19 protein-coding genes are annotated in these 19,456 nt (G+C 45.5%); 10 read left to right on the forward strand and 9 right to left on the reverse strand.

The annotated features are described in order from the left end of the window. Positions 1–179 precede the first annotated feature (179 nt). On the reverse strand, positions 180–305 hold the full coding sequence (locus ACVBJC_RS18265; RefSeq protein WP_447162354.1) for a hypothetical protein: 126 nt from the start codon (positions 303–305) through the stop codon (positions 180–182). 103 nt (positions 306–408) lie between these two features. Here ACVBJC_RS18265 and ACVBJC_RS18270 point away from each other — a divergent pair, with 103 nt between their 5' ends. Together ACVBJC_RS18270 and ACVBJC_RS18275 are read left to right on the forward strand one after the other, a co-directional pair. Further along, on the forward strand, positions 409–1,497 hold the full coding sequence (locus tag ACVBJC_RS18270; RefSeq protein WP_447162355.1) for a linear amide C-N hydrolase: 1,089 nt from the start codon (positions 409–411) through the stop codon (positions 1,495–1,497). Positions 1,498–1,716: 219 nt separating this feature from the next. Beyond that, positions 1,717–2,343, forward strand: coding sequence for a DsbA family protein (locus ACVBJC_RS18275; RefSeq protein WP_447162356.1), 627 nt, complete (start codon positions 1,717–1,719; stop codon positions 2,341–2,343). Between the two features lie 2 nt (positions 2,344–2,345). On the opposite strand, the gene ACVBJC_RS18280 is transcribed toward ACVBJC_RS18275, so the two are convergent. From ACVBJC_RS18280 to arfB, 5 genes are all read right to left on the reverse strand, one after another. Next, on the reverse strand, positions 2,346–2,699 hold the full coding sequence (locus ACVBJC_RS18280; protein ID WP_447162357.1) for a hypothetical protein: 354 nt from the start codon (positions 2,697–2,699) through the stop codon (positions 2,346–2,348). 116 nt (positions 2,700–2,815) lie between these two features. Continuing rightward, a complete protein-coding gene (locus tag ACVBJC_RS18285; RefSeq protein ID WP_447162358.1) occupies positions 2,816–3,478 on the reverse strand; it encodes an SDR family NAD(P)-dependent oxidoreductase in 663 nt (220 codons plus the stop codon). A gap of 41 nt (positions 3,479–3,519) precedes the next feature. Then, positions 3,520–3,966 (reverse strand): acetyl-CoA carboxylase biotin carboxyl carrier protein, encoded by a 447-nt coding sequence (gene accB / locus ACVBJC_RS18290; RefSeq protein ID WP_447162359.1) that lies wholly within the window; start codon positions 3,964–3,966, stop codon positions 3,520–3,522. Positions 3,967–3,980: 14 nt separating this feature from the next. Further along, positions 3,981–4,433, reverse strand: coding sequence for a type II 3-dehydroquinate dehydratase (gene aroQ, locus ACVBJC_RS18295; RefSeq protein WP_447162360.1), 453 nt, complete (start codon positions 4,431–4,433; stop codon positions 3,981–3,983). A 161-nt stretch (positions 4,434–4,594) separates the two neighbouring features. Continuing rightward, positions 4,595–5,017, reverse strand: coding sequence for an alternative ribosome rescue aminoacyl-tRNA hydrolase ArfB (gene arfB / locus ACVBJC_RS18300; RefSeq protein WP_447162361.1), 423 nt, complete (start codon positions 5,015–5,017; stop codon positions 4,595–4,597). Positions 5,018–5,197: 180 nt separating this feature from the next. On the opposite strand from arfB, the gene ACVBJC_RS18305 reads away from it, so the two are divergent. The 7 genes from ACVBJC_RS18305 (at position 5,198) to mepA (ending at position 14,401) form a co-directional block, all read left to right on the forward strand. Continuing rightward, positions 5,198–5,563 (forward strand): STAS/SEC14 domain-containing protein, encoded by a 366-nt coding sequence (locus ACVBJC_RS18305; protein WP_447162362.1) that lies wholly within the window; start codon positions 5,198–5,200, stop codon positions 5,561–5,563. 54 nt (positions 5,564–5,617) lie between these two features. Further along, on the forward strand, positions 5,618–5,794 hold the full coding sequence (locus tag ACVBJC_RS18310) for a DUF3012 domain-containing protein (RefSeq protein WP_447162363.1): 177 nt from the start codon (positions 5,618–5,620) through the stop codon (positions 5,792–5,794). 189 nt (positions 5,795–5,983) lie between these two features. Continuing rightward, positions 5,984–6,385, forward strand: a complete 402-nt coding sequence (locus ACVBJC_RS18315; protein WP_447162382.1) for a hypothetical protein — start codon at positions 5,984–5,986, stop codon at positions 6,383–6,385. Between the two features lie 292 nt (positions 6,386–6,677). Further along, positions 6,678–8,000, forward strand: coding sequence for a TolC family protein (locus ACVBJC_RS18320; protein ID WP_447162364.1), 1,323 nt, complete (start codon positions 6,678–6,680; stop codon positions 7,998–8,000). An 11-nt stretch (positions 8,001–8,011) separates the two neighbouring features. Then, positions 8,012–9,397 (forward strand): efflux RND transporter periplasmic adaptor subunit, encoded by a 1,386-nt coding sequence (locus ACVBJC_RS18325; protein ID WP_447162365.1) that lies wholly within the window; start codon positions 8,012–8,014, stop codon positions 9,395–9,397. Between the two features lie 12 nt (positions 9,398–9,409). Beyond that, positions 9,410–12,634 carry an efflux RND transporter permease subunit gene (locus ACVBJC_RS18330; protein WP_447162366.1) on the forward strand — a complete coding sequence of 1,075 codons (3,225 nt, stop codon included), beginning with the start codon at positions 9,410–9,412 and terminating at the stop codon, positions 12,632–12,634. 873 nt (positions 12,635–13,507) lie between these two features. Further along, positions 13,508–14,401, forward strand: coding sequence for a penicillin-insensitive murein endopeptidase (mepA, locus tag ACVBJC_RS18335; protein ID WP_447162367.1), 894 nt, complete (start codon positions 13,508–13,510; stop codon positions 14,399–14,401). Between the two features lie 139 nt (positions 14,402–14,540). Here the strand turns inward: mepA and ACVBJC_RS18340 are convergent, their stop codons facing one another. From ACVBJC_RS18340 to ACVBJC_RS18350, 3 genes are all read right to left on the reverse strand, one after another. Further along, positions 14,541–16,817, reverse strand: coding sequence for an aminotransferase class V-fold PLP-dependent enzyme (locus ACVBJC_RS18340; protein WP_447162368.1), 2,277 nt, complete (start codon positions 16,815–16,817; stop codon positions 14,541–14,543). Positions 16,818–17,045: 228 nt separating this feature from the next. Continuing rightward, on the reverse strand, positions 17,046–17,594 hold the full coding sequence (locus ACVBJC_RS18345; RefSeq protein WP_447162369.1) for a protein tyrosine phosphatase family protein: 549 nt from the start codon (positions 17,592–17,594) through the stop codon (positions 17,046–17,048). Positions 17,595–17,628: 34 nt separating this feature from the next. Beyond that, positions 17,629–18,090 (reverse strand): YhcH/YjgK/YiaL family protein, encoded by a 462-nt coding sequence (locus tag ACVBJC_RS18350; protein WP_447162370.1) that lies wholly within the window; start codon positions 18,088–18,090, stop codon positions 17,629–17,631. A 207-nt stretch (positions 18,091–18,297) separates the two neighbouring features. On the opposite strand from ACVBJC_RS18350, the gene ACVBJC_RS18355 reads away from it, so the two are divergent. Beyond that, on the forward strand, positions 18,298–19,353 hold the full coding sequence (locus ACVBJC_RS18355; RefSeq protein ID WP_447162371.1) for an alpha/beta hydrolase: 1,056 nt from the start codon (positions 18,298–18,300) through the stop codon (positions 19,351–19,353). The last annotated feature ends 103 nt before the right edge of the window (positions 19,354–19,456 follow it).

Below are 19,456 nucleotides of genomic sequence, written 5' to 3' on the forward strand. Positions count from 1 at the left end.
GGTCTCCCCATGTGAGAGTAGGTCATTTCCAGGCGCCAAATTATTCTCGAAAGAGAAGCGATAAAGCCCGTTGCTAACGCAACGGGCTTTTTTCGTATATACGAACGCTGAAAAGAGCCACTCCTTACGTCGCACCGTCGCTGTGCTTAGCCAGAATAGAGCTATCCGTTTTAGGAGGCTTATCCACTTAAGCTGGCAACGATGCCACTCTTGATGATAAAGAGTCGCCAGCGGTCGATAAATACTGCTTCAATATCGACACTCCTTACGTCGTCTGTCGCAGAGCTCTCGCTAAGCAATGACATCTTTATTCAAATTGGTAGAAGTGCTTTGTAATTTTACCTTTCAGGTGTAGGTTTAATGGAGCGGTTTATCCAGTCATACATTTCTAAGATTAAGAATAAATTCATGAAGAAAACACTACTTGCTTTAGTACTCGCCTCCATTGTTAGTCATGGTGCGAGTGCTTGTACCGGAATAACGTTATCGACTAGCAGTAATGATCAAATTCAGGCTCGTACTATCGAGTGGGGTCATAATGACCTTAATAGTAAACTCATTATCTCACCTCGAGATTATCAATATACGGCGATTATGCCCGATCAGAAAAAAGGCTTAACCTGGAACAGTAACTATGGTTTTGTGGGGATTTCAGTCAGTGATGATCGCTTTATTGCTGAAGGCATTAATGAGAAAGGTTTAAGTGCAGGGCTCTTTTATTTCCGCAATTACGGCTCGCTTTCCAAGTATGACCCAAAGCAAACTGACAATAACATTACGGATATGGATTTTGTACGCTGGATGTTGACTCGATTTGAGACTGTCGCTGAGGTTGAAGCTGCATTAGATAAAATTAAGATTGTCACAGTCTACTTTGACCAGCAGGGTAATCCTTCACCGACTGCGCATTGGCGGGTATCAGATAAGCAGGGCAATAGCATAGTGATTGAAATAATGGATCACGGCAAAATAAATATTCATAAAAATACGGCTAAGGTGCTAACTAACTCGCCAGATTATAATTGGCAAGTGACCAACCTTAATAATTATATCAATCTTCATCCTGGGATAAGTCCACCACAGAAAATTAATGGTGTAGAGGCGCAATCCTTTGGTGTTGGTTCTAACTTTGTGGGCCTTCCGGGTGATATCTCACCGCCATCTCGATTCGTTCGTGCAGCGTTTTACGTCAATAGCAGTCCTGTGTTGAATAACGCTCAGCAGGCGGTGTCACAAGCTTTTCACATTTTGAATAACTTCGATATCCCAATTGGTAGTGAATTTAATGATAAATCCCACATTACTGATCTGTCGAGTGCGACTCAATGGACCTCGGTAATTGATCAGAGCAATGGTTTATTATTTTATAAAACCATGAATGACAGTGCGATAAAACGAGTTGATCTTAAGCAGCTTGATTTTAATGTTAAACAGGAACGCAAACAGCAGCTAGACAGTGGCCAATTTAGCTACCAAGAGGTGAGCGTTAACAACTAACCGCGAATAATGCTGATATCGGGTTTGAGCTTAGATACGGGTAAAAGCTGTTTAAATATAATAACCGACATAGAAAATCGATTAGGTTTTCATGCTTTATTTTATCGATTACTTCGAATGATATGTCAAAAAATATAGATCGAATGGTCTTAATTACTAGACATATTTATCTGGCTAGGTAGTCTAGGAGTCCTCAAACGGACGGAGGTACAATCATCCATGAACTTGGCAATTCTTTATTATGTTTATGATCCTATGTGTAGCTGGTGCTGGGGTTATAGGCAGACTTGGTTAGGACTGCAATCTAATTTGCAAGTAGACTTTCCTGAACTCAATATTGAATATAGATTGGGCGGCCTAGCACCAGATAGTGATGAGCCTATGCCTGAAGAGATGCAGCAGTTTTTGGTGCAAACCTGGAGCAAAATTGCTTTGCAATTGGGCACAGCGTTTAATTTTGATTTTTGGCAGCAATGTAAGCCACGTCGTTCGACTTATCCGGCTTGCCGCGCAGCTTTACTGGCTCGAGAATCTGGCCTTGAAAAAGAGATGTTGCTCGCTATTCAACAGGCATATTATTTAGAGGCAAAGAACCCATCTGATGATGCCACTTTAGTTGAACTGGCGAACAAACTTGGGCTTGATAGTACGCAGTTTGCGATAGCGTTGAACAGTGATGAAACCAGGGCGATGTTAGAGGGGGAGCTAAACCGTACAAGGCACTTACCTATTCAAGGTTTCCCATCATTAGTTTTGTTAGTCAATGGCGAGTTATATTCGATTGAAATTGATTATCAAAATAACCAAAGCAGTTACCAGCAGATTGCTGCATTACTTGGCGAATAAACCTATTCAGCACAGCTAACTTGGTCGTCGCTGTCTATGGTCAACTCTAGGACTTTCATATATTGGTCGTGAGTAACGTAACCGCAGCGGCCATTAATGTGCTCCCCAGATGATAGTCGAATGCTGTATGCGTAGTCTCCGTCAGCTTGATCGGTATTGTAATGAATACGCATTGTTTGCGTAGGGGCAATATTATCAAATACTAAGTTATTGCTCGGCAGACTGACTTCGACTCGAGTTAAAATTTGTCCAGACTGATTAATGACCTTAACACTCGGCATAATAAATAGGTAAGCGTGATAGCCGATAAATAAACATATTGTTGAGAAAACCAGAAACAGTAAACCCGTTCGCATCCACTTTCCTTATCCTGACTCTAGGTCAAATTATTTATTCTTAGGTTCGCTAAGTATAGAAAAGGTTTGAGTTATTTCATTTAACTTAGCGGCTAATAATCACAGCTCAATTAGGTTTAACCGCGAGCGATGGTTAAATCCGAAATATAACCGTGTTCGGTGCTCTTTAAAGCGTGTTTTAGCATGCCTGCAGCTTCATCAGCACTCATAAAGTCGCTGGTATTGGCTTGTTTACCACTGGTAGGCCAAAAATCGGTGGCCATGCCCCCAGGGTAGACAGCAATTAATTTCATTGGACTATTCTTTAGCTCTAAACGTACCGACTCGACCAAGCCTCTGACAGCCCATTTTGCTGCGCAGTAGGTAGACTCTTCGGCTTTAGCGACTAACGCAGCGGTCGACATGACGATGACCACCGTCACAGCTTGGTCTTTATAGCGCTTAACAGCTTCACGTAGTAAGAAAGCTGCTGAGGTAACGTTGTTATTAAGCAGCGTTTGAATAGCCTCAGATGATTGTGTTTCGATGGGGCCAAAATAGCCACTGCCTGCACTATGGATGATCATTGAAGGTGTTTGCGGCAGAGAATCAAACAAGGCCTCAACAGCATTAGCGTTGCATAAATCGGTAGTTTGAGTCAGGCAAGGCTGATTAATAACGGCTGAAATGTGCTGTAAACGTTCGCTATTGCGGCCTGTGATACAAATTGGGCTTTCATCGCCGTATAGTTTGGCGAGCGCTGCGCCTAGTCCGCTACTTGCACCGGTAATGAGTATCATAGGGTTCCTTGTTAAATACTTAAGCTTTTGTATATATGCGTTTATTCTATCTCTAGAATGACTTGCTCAAAGTCGATATGTTGACCATCATCCACCAAAATGGCACTAATGATGCCCGCTTTATCAGCTGTAATATGGTTGCTCATCGTCATGGCTTCGATGGTGCACACGACCTCACCAAGCTTAACGTTTTGGCCGACAGTGCACAGCGGTGTGTGGCTATTTTTATCCGTGAGGTGAACGGTGCCAACCATAGGCGATAGCAGCTGATGTGTGTCGCTATCATCTGCACTGTTTGAGCTCACTGGGCGTGGTATTGCTGGGGCGACACTACTCGCTGGAGCGAGATATGCGTGTGTATTTGACTGCATCGGTACAGGGCTGTGGCGACAAATGCGCACCGACTCTTCACCTTCTTTAATTTCAAGTTCTGCAATATCAGACTCTTGCACTAACTCGATCAGTTTTTTGATTTTACGAATATCCATTAACTAGGTTGACCTTAATGTTTTTCAGTGGCAGTTAAGCGAGCTATAGCGGCTTGCAGTGCAAATTGATATCCCTGAGCGCCTAAGCCACAGATCACACCAATGGCTTTATCGGAAAAGTAAGAGTGGTGACGGAATGGCTCACGGCTGTGCACATTTGATAAATGAACCTCAATAAATGGAATGGCGACTCCAAGCAATGCATCTCTAAGCGCTACACTGGTGTGAGTAAAGGCGGCGGGGTTGATAATCACTATATCGGCATCGCTATTGTGAATAGCTTCAATCAGTAAGTGTTCGGCGTTTGATTGAATATGCTCTAATTGCACTCCGGCTTGAGTTGAACTCTGCTTGAGATCATCGACAATTTGATCCAGTGTATGATGACCATAGTGGCCAGGTTCACGGCGTCCGAGTAAATTTAAATTAGGACCATTAACTAATAAGATTTTTGCTTGGCTGCTCATGACAATTCCCTTGGAATACATTGTTGTGAACGCAGATTAATATGCGCTTATAGCGCTGATTTCAACAAAAAAACTGCTGCTTGTCGAACATTGTAGCTACATAGCCAAACTTTGTGAGTATTTCTCATCTCGACTCACCTCTTTCTACTTTGGCTTAAGGGCTAAAAGTTAGATTTATTTTGTCTCAGGGCCTTCGTCGCCCCTTTCTGTTTTTTTGTATCGACTCGGCGACGTTGGCTACCTTTAGTCGGTTTGGTCGCGATACGTTTTTTCTGCACAGCATTAACGCTGGCCACTAAAACGATAAACTGCTCAAGTGCGGTTTGGCGATTAAAATCCTGACTGCGGCTTTGCTGGCATTTAATGATGATTTTACCGCTTTTGGTAATGCGGTGATCCGCCTTAGCGAGTAAACGTTGCTGGTAATACTCAGGCAAAGAGGAACTTTTGATATCAAAAATAAGTTGTGCAGCCGTAGACACTTTATTGAGGTGCTGGCCTCCTGCGCCACTGGAGCGGATGAATTGCCACTCGAGTTCGCTGTCTTGAATCGATACTGAATTTGATATTTTTATTGTTGCCAAAGCAGTACGCCTATTTTGATGGTTTACCTGACGCGGAACTAGGCGTAGGCTCTTAAATTTCCTTTGCTCAATATTAACAGACTTTTAGCCGAAATAAGGGATGGTCTACTTTTCCTTCGCGGCGAGTTTGCTATTATCAAGCAATCATTACGTCATTATTGAGAATTACGGAGCCGATGTATGCTGTGTAAGATCCCTGATATTGCTAAGGGTGTGATCAGTTTATTTGCCAGTGGTCGCTTATCGACCCAGGATTACGGTCAGATCATGCAACCATTGATTGAGCGTTATCGCGACACAAGCGGTAAGATCTGTATCTATGTAGAAGCCGATGTTTTACTCGAGGGCTGGCAGCAGCAATCGTTAACAGGAAGCGGCGAAGTTCAGTTGCCAAATTTCGATGCCTTAGTGCTTGTCGGTGGTCCTGACTGGTTTGGTAATGCAGTGCGGCTCATGGGGCCATTTATGCAAGGTGAAGTGGCCTGGTATCCATTAGAACAAAAAGAGTTGGCTACACAATGGATCGCTGCTCGTACGGGCAATTAATCTTGGTATAATCGGGCAACATTCATTGCCGTATTTAAATAGAAGGATTTACAGATGTCTTTAACTAAACTGTCAGGGCTGTCATTGGTTTGTGCACTGGTATTTGGACTGAGCGCTTGTGCGCCAGAAGTTGGCAGCGAAGCTTGGTGTAAACAGATGAAAGAAAAGCCATCTGGAGACTGGACGGCTAACGAAGCGGCCGATTACGCTAAACACTGTGTATTTAAATAAATATCAACAGTTTAACCGACTCGCATTGAAAATGAGAGCAAGTTCACTAAGCGCTAGATAATATCTTGTTTACAGTGAACTTTAGTCTATTATGCGAGTCTTAATCGCTACAATACGTTTTTTGTTAGCTTTATAAACCGAATCAATAGGTGAAGTTTGCGTCTATTTAGTCCCCAGTCTCTTTATAAAATGGCAGCTGTGCTGATCGCCGTTGTCCTCCTGCAATTTGCAGGCGGCAATCTTGGCGCGCACCAGTTACATTTAGGGGATCACGAGGAAGAAAGCGCGCCACACCCACATCTCGAATTTATTGCAGATGTTATAACCTCTGCTCAATGTGTAGACTGTACCTGCCCAATTGAACAGCAAGTCGTTAATGTCGATGACACCGCACATAGTCATACAATCAATAAAACCGAATCGAAAAGTTTTGAGTTGTGCCTCGATTGCCCTTGTCACGGCGGTCACGTGACGGCAATGTCATTTGTCTCTATCGTGCCATCAGTACCTGTGAGCGATGAGCTAAATAGTATTAACGAGCAATACCTTCCCCCAGAGCAACTCCCGGATTACCGCCCCCCAATCGTTTAACCCTATAGGGGTTGAAATCGGCTAGGTGATTTTCACCTTCAGCGCTACATACGCTAAGCGCCAACTTCAGCTTCGCTAAATCTTTATTACATTACTGTGTGGATCTTGCTATATCTCGCTTATTGACTCGATATTATTTGTGTCATCTGTGGGGTAAATCATGGGATCCATACTGACTCATATCGATTTACACCCGAGCGCATATTCATGCCATTGACACGACTGCAGCCTACATAGGCTAGGTGTTTTTTATCGCATAGGAGTGATGGCGTTCGGGTTGATAGGATCCACGATGAAAAAAACGATAATTGCCAGCCTGATACTCGGCCTTTTGGCAGGTTCAGTGACTAGGCTGCAAGCTGCGGACACTGAGCCTCAATTGCCCGAGTCTATGGCTCAAGCGCAAATTGGCGCCTCTACAAATAACATGGGGCAGTTTAACCATTGGCTTCCTGAGGTTATGCAACGCTTCAATAGTTTGCCAGAAGTGCAGGCTCAAGCTGCGCGCCGCCAACAGGCACAGTCAAACATGGCTGCGTCAGACAAGGCGGTTTATAACCCCGAGCTTGGTTTGGGTTACCAAAATGCCACCGATGACACTTATAGCCTAGATATCAGTCAGACTATCGATTGGGGCGATAAGCGTGGTGTTGCTACCCGTATAGCACAGCTTGAAAGCGAAATTTTACTGTCTACTATCACGCTAGAACGCAATCAGATGCTAGCCGAAAGATTGCAAGCGTTAGCTAATCAAAACCAGGCGCGTAAGGTGCTAGAGTTTCAAAAGCAGCAGTTCAATCGTGCCAAAGAGCAACTCGAAATTGCGCGTCAGCGCACCGAGGTGGGTGATATGTCGAGTGTTGAGTTGCAGTTAATGCAACTCGACGTTGCTAACAGCGCCGCTGATTACGCCTTGGGCGAGCAAGCATCAATTGCAGCAGATGGAGCCGTATTGGCATTGTTTGGTGAATTTGAACTGCCGTTTGAAGATTTTATTAATGCATTAACGCTACAAGCAAGTCGTTTAGAGGTATCACCAGAGCTGCCAGCACTTAAGAGTGCTTATCAACAAGTACTGGTTGCCAAAGTCGCAGTAGAACAAGCAAAGGCTGATGGTAGCGCCGATCCGAGTATTAGCCTTAGCGCAGAGCGTGAAGGTGACGAGAATAAGTTCGGTGTAGGCGTGTCGATCCCTCTACAGATTAGAAATAACTATAGCGAAGCTATTGCTGTTGCTAATCAAGGTATTGTGATTGCAGAGCAAGCCTACCTTGCCGAAGAACGTGTGTTGTTACAGCAACAAAAGCAGTTTTCATTAAGCCTTCCTCGACTCACTGAGCGCTATAAAGATTGGAGTGATTTAGTCCTTACATCAGGTACTAAAGCGGCCAAATCATTGTCACAACAGTGGCAGGCTGGCGACATCAATACTAGCGATTACCTACAAAGCCAAAGACAGATGAGCAGCAGCTATATAGCGGGTCTAACGCTCGAATCAGCCCTGTATGAAAACTGGTTGAACTGGATGGGTGTAAGTGGGCAATTGGAAGGCTACCTCAATAGTCAGCTATCAACTCAAGGTGCCAATGTGGCAGCTCTTGAGCAGAGAAAATAAAGGCTTAGATGATGAAAACGACAAATAATTCAACGGTACAACAAGTGATGCTTAACAATATGAACAGCACTGTAAAATCGAGCGTATTCGGACTAAATGCAATTACTCGTGCAATGAGCTTTGGCTTTTTGATATCACTAACCACGGCGTTTTTATTGCCTACGATTGCAACCGCTGGCGATGACCATGATCACGGTGCTGAAGAGATCATTTTGATGAAAGTACAAGATGATGCTCACGAGCATAACGCCGAAGAAGCCAACGCCCATGGTGACAGCCACGATCACGACGCTGATCAAGCAAATGCACTGGATGACGGTCATGATCACGATGCAGAACAAGAGAACGCACAAGGTGATGGTCATGGTCACGATGCAGAAGAAGCTGAAGAAGAGGCTCATGGTATTAAATTGACCGCTGAGCAAAAGGCATTGGCGGGTATCGAAGTCGCTCAGTTGAGTGAGCAAACTTTTAGTCTAGAAGCTGTCGCTACAGCCACCTTGGTCGTGGATAGAGACAGAACCGTCACTATTGCTCCTCAGGTAGATGTTCGCATATTAAAAAGAAGCGTTGTTCCAGGGCAAGAAGTTAACAAGGGAGATGTACTGCTAACGCTAGGCGGCGTCGCCGTGGCTCAAGCGCAAGCTGACTATATTAATGCCGCAGCAGAGTGGAGCCGAGTGAAGCGCATGAGCGCTAGCGCTGTCAGCGCGAGTCGTCGCCTGCAAGCTCAAGTGGATGCCGAGCTTAAGCGTGCCACGTTAGAAGCGATGAAGATGACGCCAGCGCAGATTAAAGCCTTAGCTAATGCACCAGAAACCATAGGTAGTTATCAGTTGATTGCGCCGATTACAGGTCGTGTTCAGCAAGATATCGCCATGTTAGGCCAAATTATACCGGCAGGTACGGCGCTAATGCAGTTAACGGATGAGTCACACCTTTGGGTAGAAGCTGAGTTGACGCCAGTGCAAGCTGAAAATGTCAGTATTGGCAGCAAAACAGTGGTCAAAGTTGGCGACAAGAGCATGGAAGGCACCATCATTGGTCGTTCACATGAGCTTGATAGCGTCACTCGTACTGAGCAGATCTTAGTGGCCTTTGAAAATGCAGGCCATGTGTTACATGCAGGTCAATTTGCTGAACTGTACCTTCCTGATGCTTCAGAAGGTGGGGTTATTTTACCTGATTCGGCGCTAACACGTAGTAGCGACGGTCACTGGCAGGTGTTCATCGAAGGCGCTGATGGTTTTGAAGCGATAGAGATTGAAGTGGTTGAGCGTCAGCGTGGCATGAACTTGGTGCGCGGTTTGGCGAAAGATGCTCAGGTTGTTGTGTCAGGTGCGTTTCTACTCGCCTCTGAGCAAGCTAAATCTGGTTTCGATATCCACAATCACTAAGAGGCTGCAGCTATGTTACAGAAACTCATAGACGTTGCCGTTCGCAACCGTCTGATGGTAGTGCTTGCGCTAATAGGCTTGGTTATTGCCAGTATCGCTATGCTACCAAAACTCAATTTAGATGCCTTTCCTGACGTAACCAACGTTCAGGTAACGGTTAATACTGCTGCCGAAGGCTTAGCGGCGGAAGAGGTTGAAAAGTTAATCAGTTACCCTGTTGAGTCGGCGATGTATGCCTTGCCTGCGGTGACTGAGGTTCGCTCACTTTCACGTACGGGTTTGTCGATTGTGACTGTGGTATTTGCTGAAGGCACTGATATTTATTTTGCGCGTCAGCAAGTGTTTGAGCAGCTGCAAGCTGCTCGTGAAATGATCCCCGACGGAGTTGGCGTACCTGAAATTGGCCCAAATACGTCAGGTCTTGGACAGATCTATCAGTACATCTTGCGTGCCACACCTGAGTCAGGAGTGAATGCTGCTGAACTGCGTAGTATCAACGACTACATGGTGAAACTTATCATGATGCCTGTGGGCGGCGTGACTGAAGTATTATCGTTTGGTGGTGAGGTACGTCAGTACCAAGTGCAAATAGAACCAAACAAGCTATTGAGCTACGGCTTATCTATGGCGCAGGTCACTAGCGCGTTAGAGAGCAATAACCGCAACGCGGGTGGCTGGTTTATGGATCAGGGCCAGGAGCAATTAGTTGTACGTGGTTATGGTTTATTGCCTGCGGGCGATGCGGGTCTAAAAGCGATTGCACAAATCCCACTGACCGAAGTTGCCGGTACCCCTGTACGTGTGGGTGATATTGCTAAGGTCGATTACGGCAGTGAAATCCGCGTTGGTGCGGTGACAATGACGCGCCGTGACGAAGCGGGAAATACTCAAAATCTGGGTGAAGTGGTTGCAGGTGTTGTACTTAAACGTATGGGTGCGAACACCAAAGAAACGATCGACGATATTAGCGATCGCACTGCAATGATTGAGCAGGCGCTACCTGATGGTGTGTCGTTTGAAGTCTTCTATGATCAAGCAGACCTTGTTAATCAAGCCGTTACTACGGTACGTGACGCGCTATTCATGGCGTTTATCTTTATCGTGGTGATCTTGGCGCTGTTCTTAGTCAACATCCGCGCGACCATGTTGGTACTACTGTCTATTCCTGTTTCTATCGGTCTTGCACTGTTAGTGATGTCTTACTTTGGTATGTCAGCAAACTTGATGTCGCTAGGTGGCTTAGCGGTTGCCATTGGTATGCTGGTGGATGGCTCGGTGGTGATGGTAGAGAATATCTTCAAGCATCTCACTCAACCCGATAAACGCCACTTACTAAACGCTCAAAAGCGCGCTTCTGGTGAGGTAGATCCTTACCATAGCGATGAAGATGGCACTAAAAATAGCGTTCATGATGAATCTAGCGGTGGTATCGCTATGCGCGTCATGCTGGCGGCTAAAGAGGTATGTAGCCCAATTTTCTTCGCGACCGCGATCATCATCGTGGTGTTTGCACCCTTGTTTGCCCTTGAAGGTGTTGAGGGTAAGTTATTCCAGCCGATGGCGGTGAGTATTATTCTTGCGATGATCTCGGCATTGTTAGTTGCCTTGATTGCGGTACCTGCGCTTGCGGTATATCTATTTAAACGCGGCGTTGTGCTACGAGAAAGTGCGGTGCTTAAGCCGATTGAGTCCGTTTACCGTAAACTATTAAGCATAACCATGGCACACCCTAAAGTGTTGGTGATTGCATCTGCTGTCATGTTTGCCATGAGCATGATGTTATTGCCAAGGTTAGGGACAGAGTTTGTACCTGAACTTGAAGAGGGCACCATTAATCTGCGTGTCACCCTTGCTCCTACGGCAAGCCTTAGCACATCACTGGATGTTGCCCCAAAGCTTGAGGCGATTCTGCTTGAATTCCCTGAAGTGGATTACGCCCTAAGCCGTATTGGTGCTGCTGAGTTAGGTGGCGACCCTGAACCTGTTAACAACATCGAGATCTATATCGGATTGAAACCGGTTGATGAATGGGTAAGCGCGGAAAATCGCTTTGAACTGCAACGTAAGATGGAAGAAAAACTTAACGTCTATCCAGGGTTACTGTTTACCTTCTCCCAGCCCATTGCGACTCGCGTCGATGAACTGTTGTCAGGTGTTAAAGCCCAGCTAGCGATTAAGATTTTTGGACCCGACTTAGATGTATTATCTGAGCGCGGCCAAGTGCTGACCGATTTAGTCTCACAGATCCCAGGTGCGGTAGACGTATCACTGGAGCAGGTCAGTGGTGAGGCGCAATTAGTTGTTCGCCCTAAGCGTGATCAACTGGCTCGCTATGGCATTAGTGTTGATGAAATCATGGCGCTGGTTAGCCAGGGTATTGGTGGCGGGAGTGCAGGCCAAGTTATCGATGGTAATGCGCGTTACGATATTTACGTGCGTTTAGCTGAGCAATATCGTAGCTCTCCAGATGTGTTAGAAAACTTGCTATTGACGGGCGTCAGCGGTGCTACGGTTCGTCTTGGTGAAGTCGCCGATGTTGTGATTGAGATGGCACCACCTAACATTCGTCGTGATGATGTTCAGCGCCGCGTTGTGGTGCAGGCTAACGTTTCTGATCGTGACATGGGCTCAGTGGTCAATGATATTTACGCCATCGTGCCTCAGGCTGAACTTCCACCGGGTTACACAGTAGTTGTGGGCGGTCAGTATGAGAACCAGCAGCGTGCTCAGCAAAAGTTAATGTTGGTCGTACCTATCTCTATCGGTTTGATTGCACTGCTACTGTATTTCTCTTTTGGCTCAGTAAAGCAAGTTGGCTTGATTATGGCCAACGTACCGCTGGCCTTAATTGGTGGTGTGGTTGCACTGTTTGTCAGCGGCACTTATCTGTCGGTGCCTAGCTCTATTGGTTTTATCACCTTGTTTGGGGTGGCGGTGCTAAACGGAGTGGTATTGGTCGACTCTATTAATCAACGTCGAGCCAGCGTTAAAGAAGAGACCGACGAGACGCTCTATGATGCGGTTTATGAAGGCACGGTAGGGCGTTTACGCCCAGTACTGATGACGGCACTAACCTCAGCATTAGGCCTTATTCCAATCCTGATTTCGTCAGGAGTAGGAAGTGAGATCCAGCAGCCGCTAGCCGTGGTGATTATCGGTGGTCTCTTTAGTTCGACAGCGCTGACCTTATTAGTATTACCGACGCTTTACCGTTGGTTATATCAAGGGCGCAAGTAATACCTTTGAATATCTTGTGCTCATTACAGCACCGATATTCAAGCAAGTTTAATCTTTTGAACCTCCATTATGGATAATGGATAATGGAGAAGGCTTGAGAAATAACGCTGACGCATTAGTCTGCCATCAGTGTTATCTCTTGCTTTTTAGCTACGGTTTGCAAGTTGTTAATACAGCGCTTTAGTTATTAAGGGGCGAGTCATATGAAATGTTTTTATTCCATAATGATGCTTGCGGTTATGCCTAACCACCTTAATGAATAAAGTGCCAGCATGGCTGGCATATTTAGTACGCGGAGCGGGATCGCTCCGCATTTTCTAGGCTGTTTATGCTTATGTGGATGATTGTATTGATTTCATGTGTAGACTGATTCTAATAGCATATACACGATGTTAAGTGATAGGCGGTATCATGGCTGATACTCTTTTTAAATTGCAGAGACTTATATGTGAACAGCAAAAGAGAGGCTTGGCAAATAGCTGAAAGTGAGTCTTCTACATTACGTTTTAGGACGGTTAACTAGAATCAAATTGCGTCTCAAATACTCGTTTACAGTCGAACACTCAAGAGTTGAGCTATTGGCCCGCAGAGCGACTCCCCTTTAAAGGCTCTACTTTAAAGCTATTCTTCAAAGGCTACCTTTTAAAGACTCTGATTCAAAAATATCCTTTAAATTCCTCTTAAAAAACTACCCATCAAAAATCCCCTCTGTAAAACCTACTGTAGCGATCATTATTTAGCTTACGCTGATGATAGCGCTGTAATCTCAACTATCTTTTATGGAGTGAGCCAAAATGCATTTATAGAGTGAATCAAAGTGGGTTGACTTAGTTTATGCATTCTAAAGTAACCATCGCCATAGGGAGATAAGGGATGTTAGCGAGCCGATTGTGGAAGATCACCGGGCTAGGCGTACGCCGATTTGTAGGCTTGAGCCTGTTTGTTGCATCGATGGCGGCGGCAAATCCTTGGGAAGCCGTGGGTACCACTTATGGTACTCAAGCCAGTGCCATTGGCAGTTATGCCAATGGGTGTTTGAAGGGGGCTCAAGCGCTGCCACTGGTTGGCAAAGGTTATCAGGTTATTCGTACCGCAAGACAGCGTTATTATGGTCACCCCAGTCTGATACGATTTATAGAGGGTTATGCTACCAAGCTTAATCAGCAAGGCTTCAGTGATATTTTGGTCGCCGACATGTCGATGCCAAGGGGCGGCAATTTTACTAAGGGACATAGCAGTCATCAGATAGGGCTAGATGTTGATATTTGGTTGAAGCAAACGAGTCAGCCGTTAACAGAGGCTGAGCGTGAGCAGCCTACCCCCCTTAAATTGGTCAATAAGAAGCAGTTCAAACTTGATACTCAGGTATGGTCTAAGGCGCATACTCAAATGCTAAAGCTGGCCTCAGAAGATGAACGTGTTGCAAGGATATTTGTCAGCCCCGTGATTAAGCAACACCTTTGTGATCTGCGCTTAGCTAATGATTCCTGGCTGAATAAGGTTCGTCCTTGGTGGGGCCATACCTATCATATGCACGTTAGACTGAGTTGCCCTGATGATAACCCTTTTTGCCGAGATCAAGCGGCGATCCCCAGCGGCAATGGCTGTGGTGAGCTGGGCTGGTGGAAACAACAGTTGACTCAAACTCAGGTTGAAAAACCGAAACCGCTTGCGTCTAAATCAACTGCGACAGCAGAAGCTAAGCCAAAAAGCAAAAAAGCTAAGGTTAAACCTAAGCAGTGTTCGGTGATGGTCGCGGCAAAGTAGTAGTGATTTAATATGTTAATTTGCCCGTAAAAAGCCCCTCGCAGTTATCCGCAAAGGGCTTTTTAATGCGCTTAATCTTCTAAGCCATCACTGAAGTGCTTAAACCTTATGCTGCCGATAACGCTAGGCGCAACATAATTTAATGATTGAGCGCATAGCCGCCTTTAAGGTGCGAGATCTGCTCGAAGCCTAATCTTTGCATCGCTTGTGCAGCGATCATCGAGCGGCTACCGCTGCGACATACCAGTACCCAAGGTTTGTCTTTTTGGTGTTGATGTTCTTGAATAAACTGTACTAGCCGAGTCAAAGGCACATTTTTATTTGAGCCATCGGCATGGTTGAGAGCATATTCATGGGGCTCGCGGATATCGATTATCCGTACCTGACTATCATTTTGCATCGCTGCCGCTAGGCTATTGGAGTCATATTCTTTGATGGCAGACTTATCACAGCTGCCCACGTAGGCACCGCACATAATTTCTGTCCCCACTTCATCATTTAGGTGGCTATCGAGCTGCGCTTTACGCACCACAAAGTCCGCTTCAGATATTTGCTGCGTTAATACCGCGTTAAGCAGCGAATTACGCATCATCTCTGCGCTGAGATTGGTGGTGAACTCATTATTGTAATCATGGCTTGCGCAAATGAGCGTATCGGGACTGAGGCTGTTATTGAGTCGTTTTAGGCTGCTAAACAGCGCCGAACTTGAGCTCGAATCAAAATTGGTTCGACCTAGACTTCCCATTAAAATCGTGTCGCCAGTAAAAGCATACTGAACCTGCAGTTGCTCACCTTGCTCAGCTGCACAGAGGAGTAAGCTTATGCTATCGCTGGTGTGACCCGGAGTCGGCACTTTTATTAATTGCTGTGAGCCAATCGTAATCGCCTCATACTCCCCGCCAAATTGCTCGATGGTTTGGCTCTGATAAGGCCAGCCTAAAATATCGCTATCTTGCTCGGCTAAGTAACGGTTAGCTAAGACTTCACGCCCAGACACATGATCGGCATGTCCGTGGGTGTCGATAATCGCAACAGGGGTGAGTTGCTGGCATTGCAGTAGTGTATCAAGTCGGCATTGCAGCTCTGGGAGCGGGTCAATAATGATTGCTTGTTTACTAACTTTATCAGCATAAACCCAAGTGCAACTAGCGCCAGAACGCAGCTGTAATAAGCCATCTAACTCGGCTTTGTCTGTCGTATCATTCGCGATGTCGACAACTAAGCAGCTTTGGGTTAAGGCTTGAGAGGCCATTTTGATGCGCTCACAAGCAGTGTCTACATCAGCTTGGGTCATGGCTGGCCCGAAAGACATTCGAATGGCAGACTCGCTTTGCCAAGCAGGTAAGCCCATGGCATCGAGTACAAAGCTGCGGGTGACCTTAGAACTGCAGGCTGAGCCTGAGCTGACACGAATATTAGCGGCATCAAAGAGGTCCATGATCTCTTTGCTACTGAAGTTAGGTACGGCAAAGTTAATTGTCGTTGGCACACTATGTTCAAAACTATTATTAAACACCACCTGCGGAAAACACTGAGTCAAGGTATCTGCAAGCTGCTGTCTGTAGTTGTGTAGTGCCTCGTTGTTACTAAACGCAGAGTGTTGGTTAGGTAGTAGCATCTTAAATATCACGTCAAGTGCGGCCATCCCTGGTAGGTTCTCAGTGCCTGAGCGTAAACCACTTTCTTGGCCTCCTCCTGCAATAAAAGGCGTGAAAGGTGCACCTTCTCGGATATAAACAAAACCTATCCCCTTTGGTGCGTAGAGCTTATGGCCGCTAAATGGCGCGTAATCAATGCTTGTTTGTTCAAGATTGAGTGCAGTTTTACCTAGGGCTTGCACACAGTCGACCATCCAAAATATAGCAGGATTACTGCTACGGATAGTGTGCTCTAACTGTTGTAGGTCTTGAAATACGCCAGTCTCATTATTAACAGCCATGGTACAAATCATCAGCGCACTGGGAGCTTGTTGGCGAATAACATCATGATCGAGTAGGCCAAAACGATCGACTGGAATAGCTTTTACCTCAGCTGGTATATCTAGCACCTTAAGCCAATGTTTGAGAGATTCGGGCACCGCTTTATGCTCGGTGGCGCCATAGAGTACGCTGTAGCTTTTCCCCGCTTGTATCTGAGTCTTCGCCGCAATCAGCGCTGAAAGGATCGAGGTTTGGATCCCTTCTGTTGCACCACTGGTAAAGATGAGCTTACCCGCACCACTACCGAGTAACTGTTGCGCGTGTTGACGGGGTTGCTCCATCAGATTTTTGGCTTTTAGGCCTGTGATATGGCTGCTACTTGGATTACCAAACAAGGTTTCCATGGCTGATAGCGCAGCGGCTGCAGCTTCAGGTAAGACTGGTGTAGTGGCATTAGCGTCAAGATAGATTTGAGTTAACTCATTTAGTTTATTCATTATTTATGGCTCTTATTTTTATAATTGTGCCGTTAAAATACTGTTATTCTTTTTTGGTATAACTAATTCTGCTTGGCTATATTAGCAGCTTGGCAATAATGATCAAGATCACAAATTTGACAGCTTGAGTTGTGGCTAATGTGAAGAGAAGAGCTTATCGCTAATAAAAAAAGCGCCCGATTGGGCGCTTGTTAGAATTGATGAGAGTTCGGGCTTGAGACGACACGCTTACTCATTGATATTCGCTTTTACCTGTTCGATAAGGTTTGCCCATTGAGGGTAGTCAGCTAAGGCTTGAGTTAGCTCGCCCCAAGGTGCCATCACTTTTTGTTGATAAGCAATAGAGTCGCTGTGGCCGTTCTTTAATAGATAAAGGTAGTAAAACGCAGATGCCCGATAGTTTGCCGCGCAGTGCACTAAGATCTGCTTACCTTGATTAGCCTCCATGATGCTAAAGAAGCGGCCAACATCATCTATTGTTGGGTTTTGCCAATCAACATTAATTCCTTCATAGTCCATACCAGCTTGAGTGACCAGCTCAGCTTCATTGGAGTACCCGTTAGGGTTTTCTGTTGGGATTAAGTTGATCACCAGCTCGATACCTGATGCTTTTAGCGCTGAAAATTCAGACTTCTTAGGTAGACCGGACGTTATGACCTTGCCATCATTAAATTGTATCGCTTTTATTTGGTGTAGCTCGTCAGGCGTGATGGAAGCCATAGCGAATGGGCTGAGAAAGCTAAGTTGCAAAACAATGAGTAAACTGACAAAGCGCATTATTCTATCCTTGAAATATTGATACTGACTGCTATTAAACCTTAACTTTAATGACCACTTTTCTCACCTTATTTGCGTTAGCACCAGTGCCTGGCATATGGATATCACCAGGGAAAAACAAGGCAAACATACCTGCTTTTAGTGGAATAAAAGCGGCGTCATCTTTATTCGATTCATAATCAAAATTAGCGTAGTCGTGTTCGCCATAGTATGGCTTCGACGGGGTTTGGTTAGCTAAAGGTAGGTAACCGAACTCCTCTTCGCCACTCACTACATATTGCACATCAATATACTGCTGGTGGACTTCAAATGCTTCAAGTTCTTTAGGCTGGGTCTGGTAATCATTAACGATAACAAACAAGTTCTTGCCTTCGAGTTCATATTTACCTACTTCAAGCAGGCTAAAATCGGTCGTTGCAAGATGCTCAAGGGCTTTAGCAATTTGTGGGTTAATCGCAGCATAGATGTCGCGGTTCGCTAACGTATCAACAATCATGATGTTTGCTCGCAGTGGTCGAATCTGACCAATTAATTAGTTAGACAAAAGCACGCCAATAGACGCACCGTTTATAGGGCGAAGTGTAACGCTAACTTAAGTTAGGCGATACAAGATAATACTTCCTGTTGCGTCGATTAAGCATCAAGTTTAGGGTATGACGTAGACTGATTGAAACTGAAAATAATTAACCAAATAAGGATGAGTGTGTCTGCATTACGATTTATCGCCGGGCCAAAGGCTTTTAACACTCTGAGCGAGAATGGATTTAAACCTGAACTGTTTTCACGCTTGCTGGCAGCCTCGGGAGGGCCTAAGTGGATCGGTATTGCTGGGCTCGACCGCTATCTTTTTACCGAGTTCTTTAAAGACTTAAATCAGCCGCTGCATACTCTCGGCGCTTCATCGGGGGCGTGGCGACTGGCATGTCTAGCGCAAGCTAATCCGCAATCAGCTTATGACCGATTAGAAGCGCTTTACATTGGTCAGCGTTACGATACTAAACCGACAGCAAAAGAGGTCTCTACTCAGGTTGCAGGCATTATAGAGGGATTATTGGGGAGTCGCGGTGCGGTTGAGATTGCTGGACATGAACAGATCAATAGCCATTACATTGCGTGTCAGGCAAGGCACCTTAACCAGATGGGTGGACGTGGACCATTAGCTTTGGGGCTAGCGACTGCTGCCATGACCAATTTTGTTAATCGAAAGAGCCTATCTTGGCACTTTAAGCGCTGCGTTTTTGGTGTTGATAAAAAGTGCTCCCCTTATGCCGACCTTAACGATCTGCCGAGTCAGTTTTACTCGTTATCAGAAGCTAATATGCATCAAGTCTTGTTAGCGACAGGCTCTATCCCTTTGGTGCTGTCTCCGGTTACCCAAATTGAGGGGGCGCCCAAAGGGCACTATTACGATGGTGGCATTACTGATTATCACTTTGACTTGCCCTTACAACAGAGTTCAGGCCTTACTTTATACCCACATTTCTACCCTAACATGTCACCGGGCTGGTTTGATAAGTCCTTGTCTTGGCGGTTGGCGAAAGCCAATTATGACAATGCACTTATCTTGGCTCCCACTCAGAATTACTTGCAGGGTTTGCCCTATGGCAAGTTACCCGATAGAGAAGACTTTAAGTACTTAGACACTGATAGCCGAATTAAGTATTGGCGTCAATCCGTGGCGATTAGCCAAGTATTAGCTGATGATTTAGCTGATGTTATAGCTAAAGGGACCTTACTACAGCGGATTGAGAGGTTATAGCCTATCTGCATGTTTGTGTAATAAAGCCCATCGTTTTCCTGTCTATTAGGTAGGGAGAAGCTTGGTGTTGTGTGCTGGCTGAAATTTGTTCAGCTGCTACACT

The organism is Shewanella sp. 0m-6 (genome assembly GCF_052977325.1).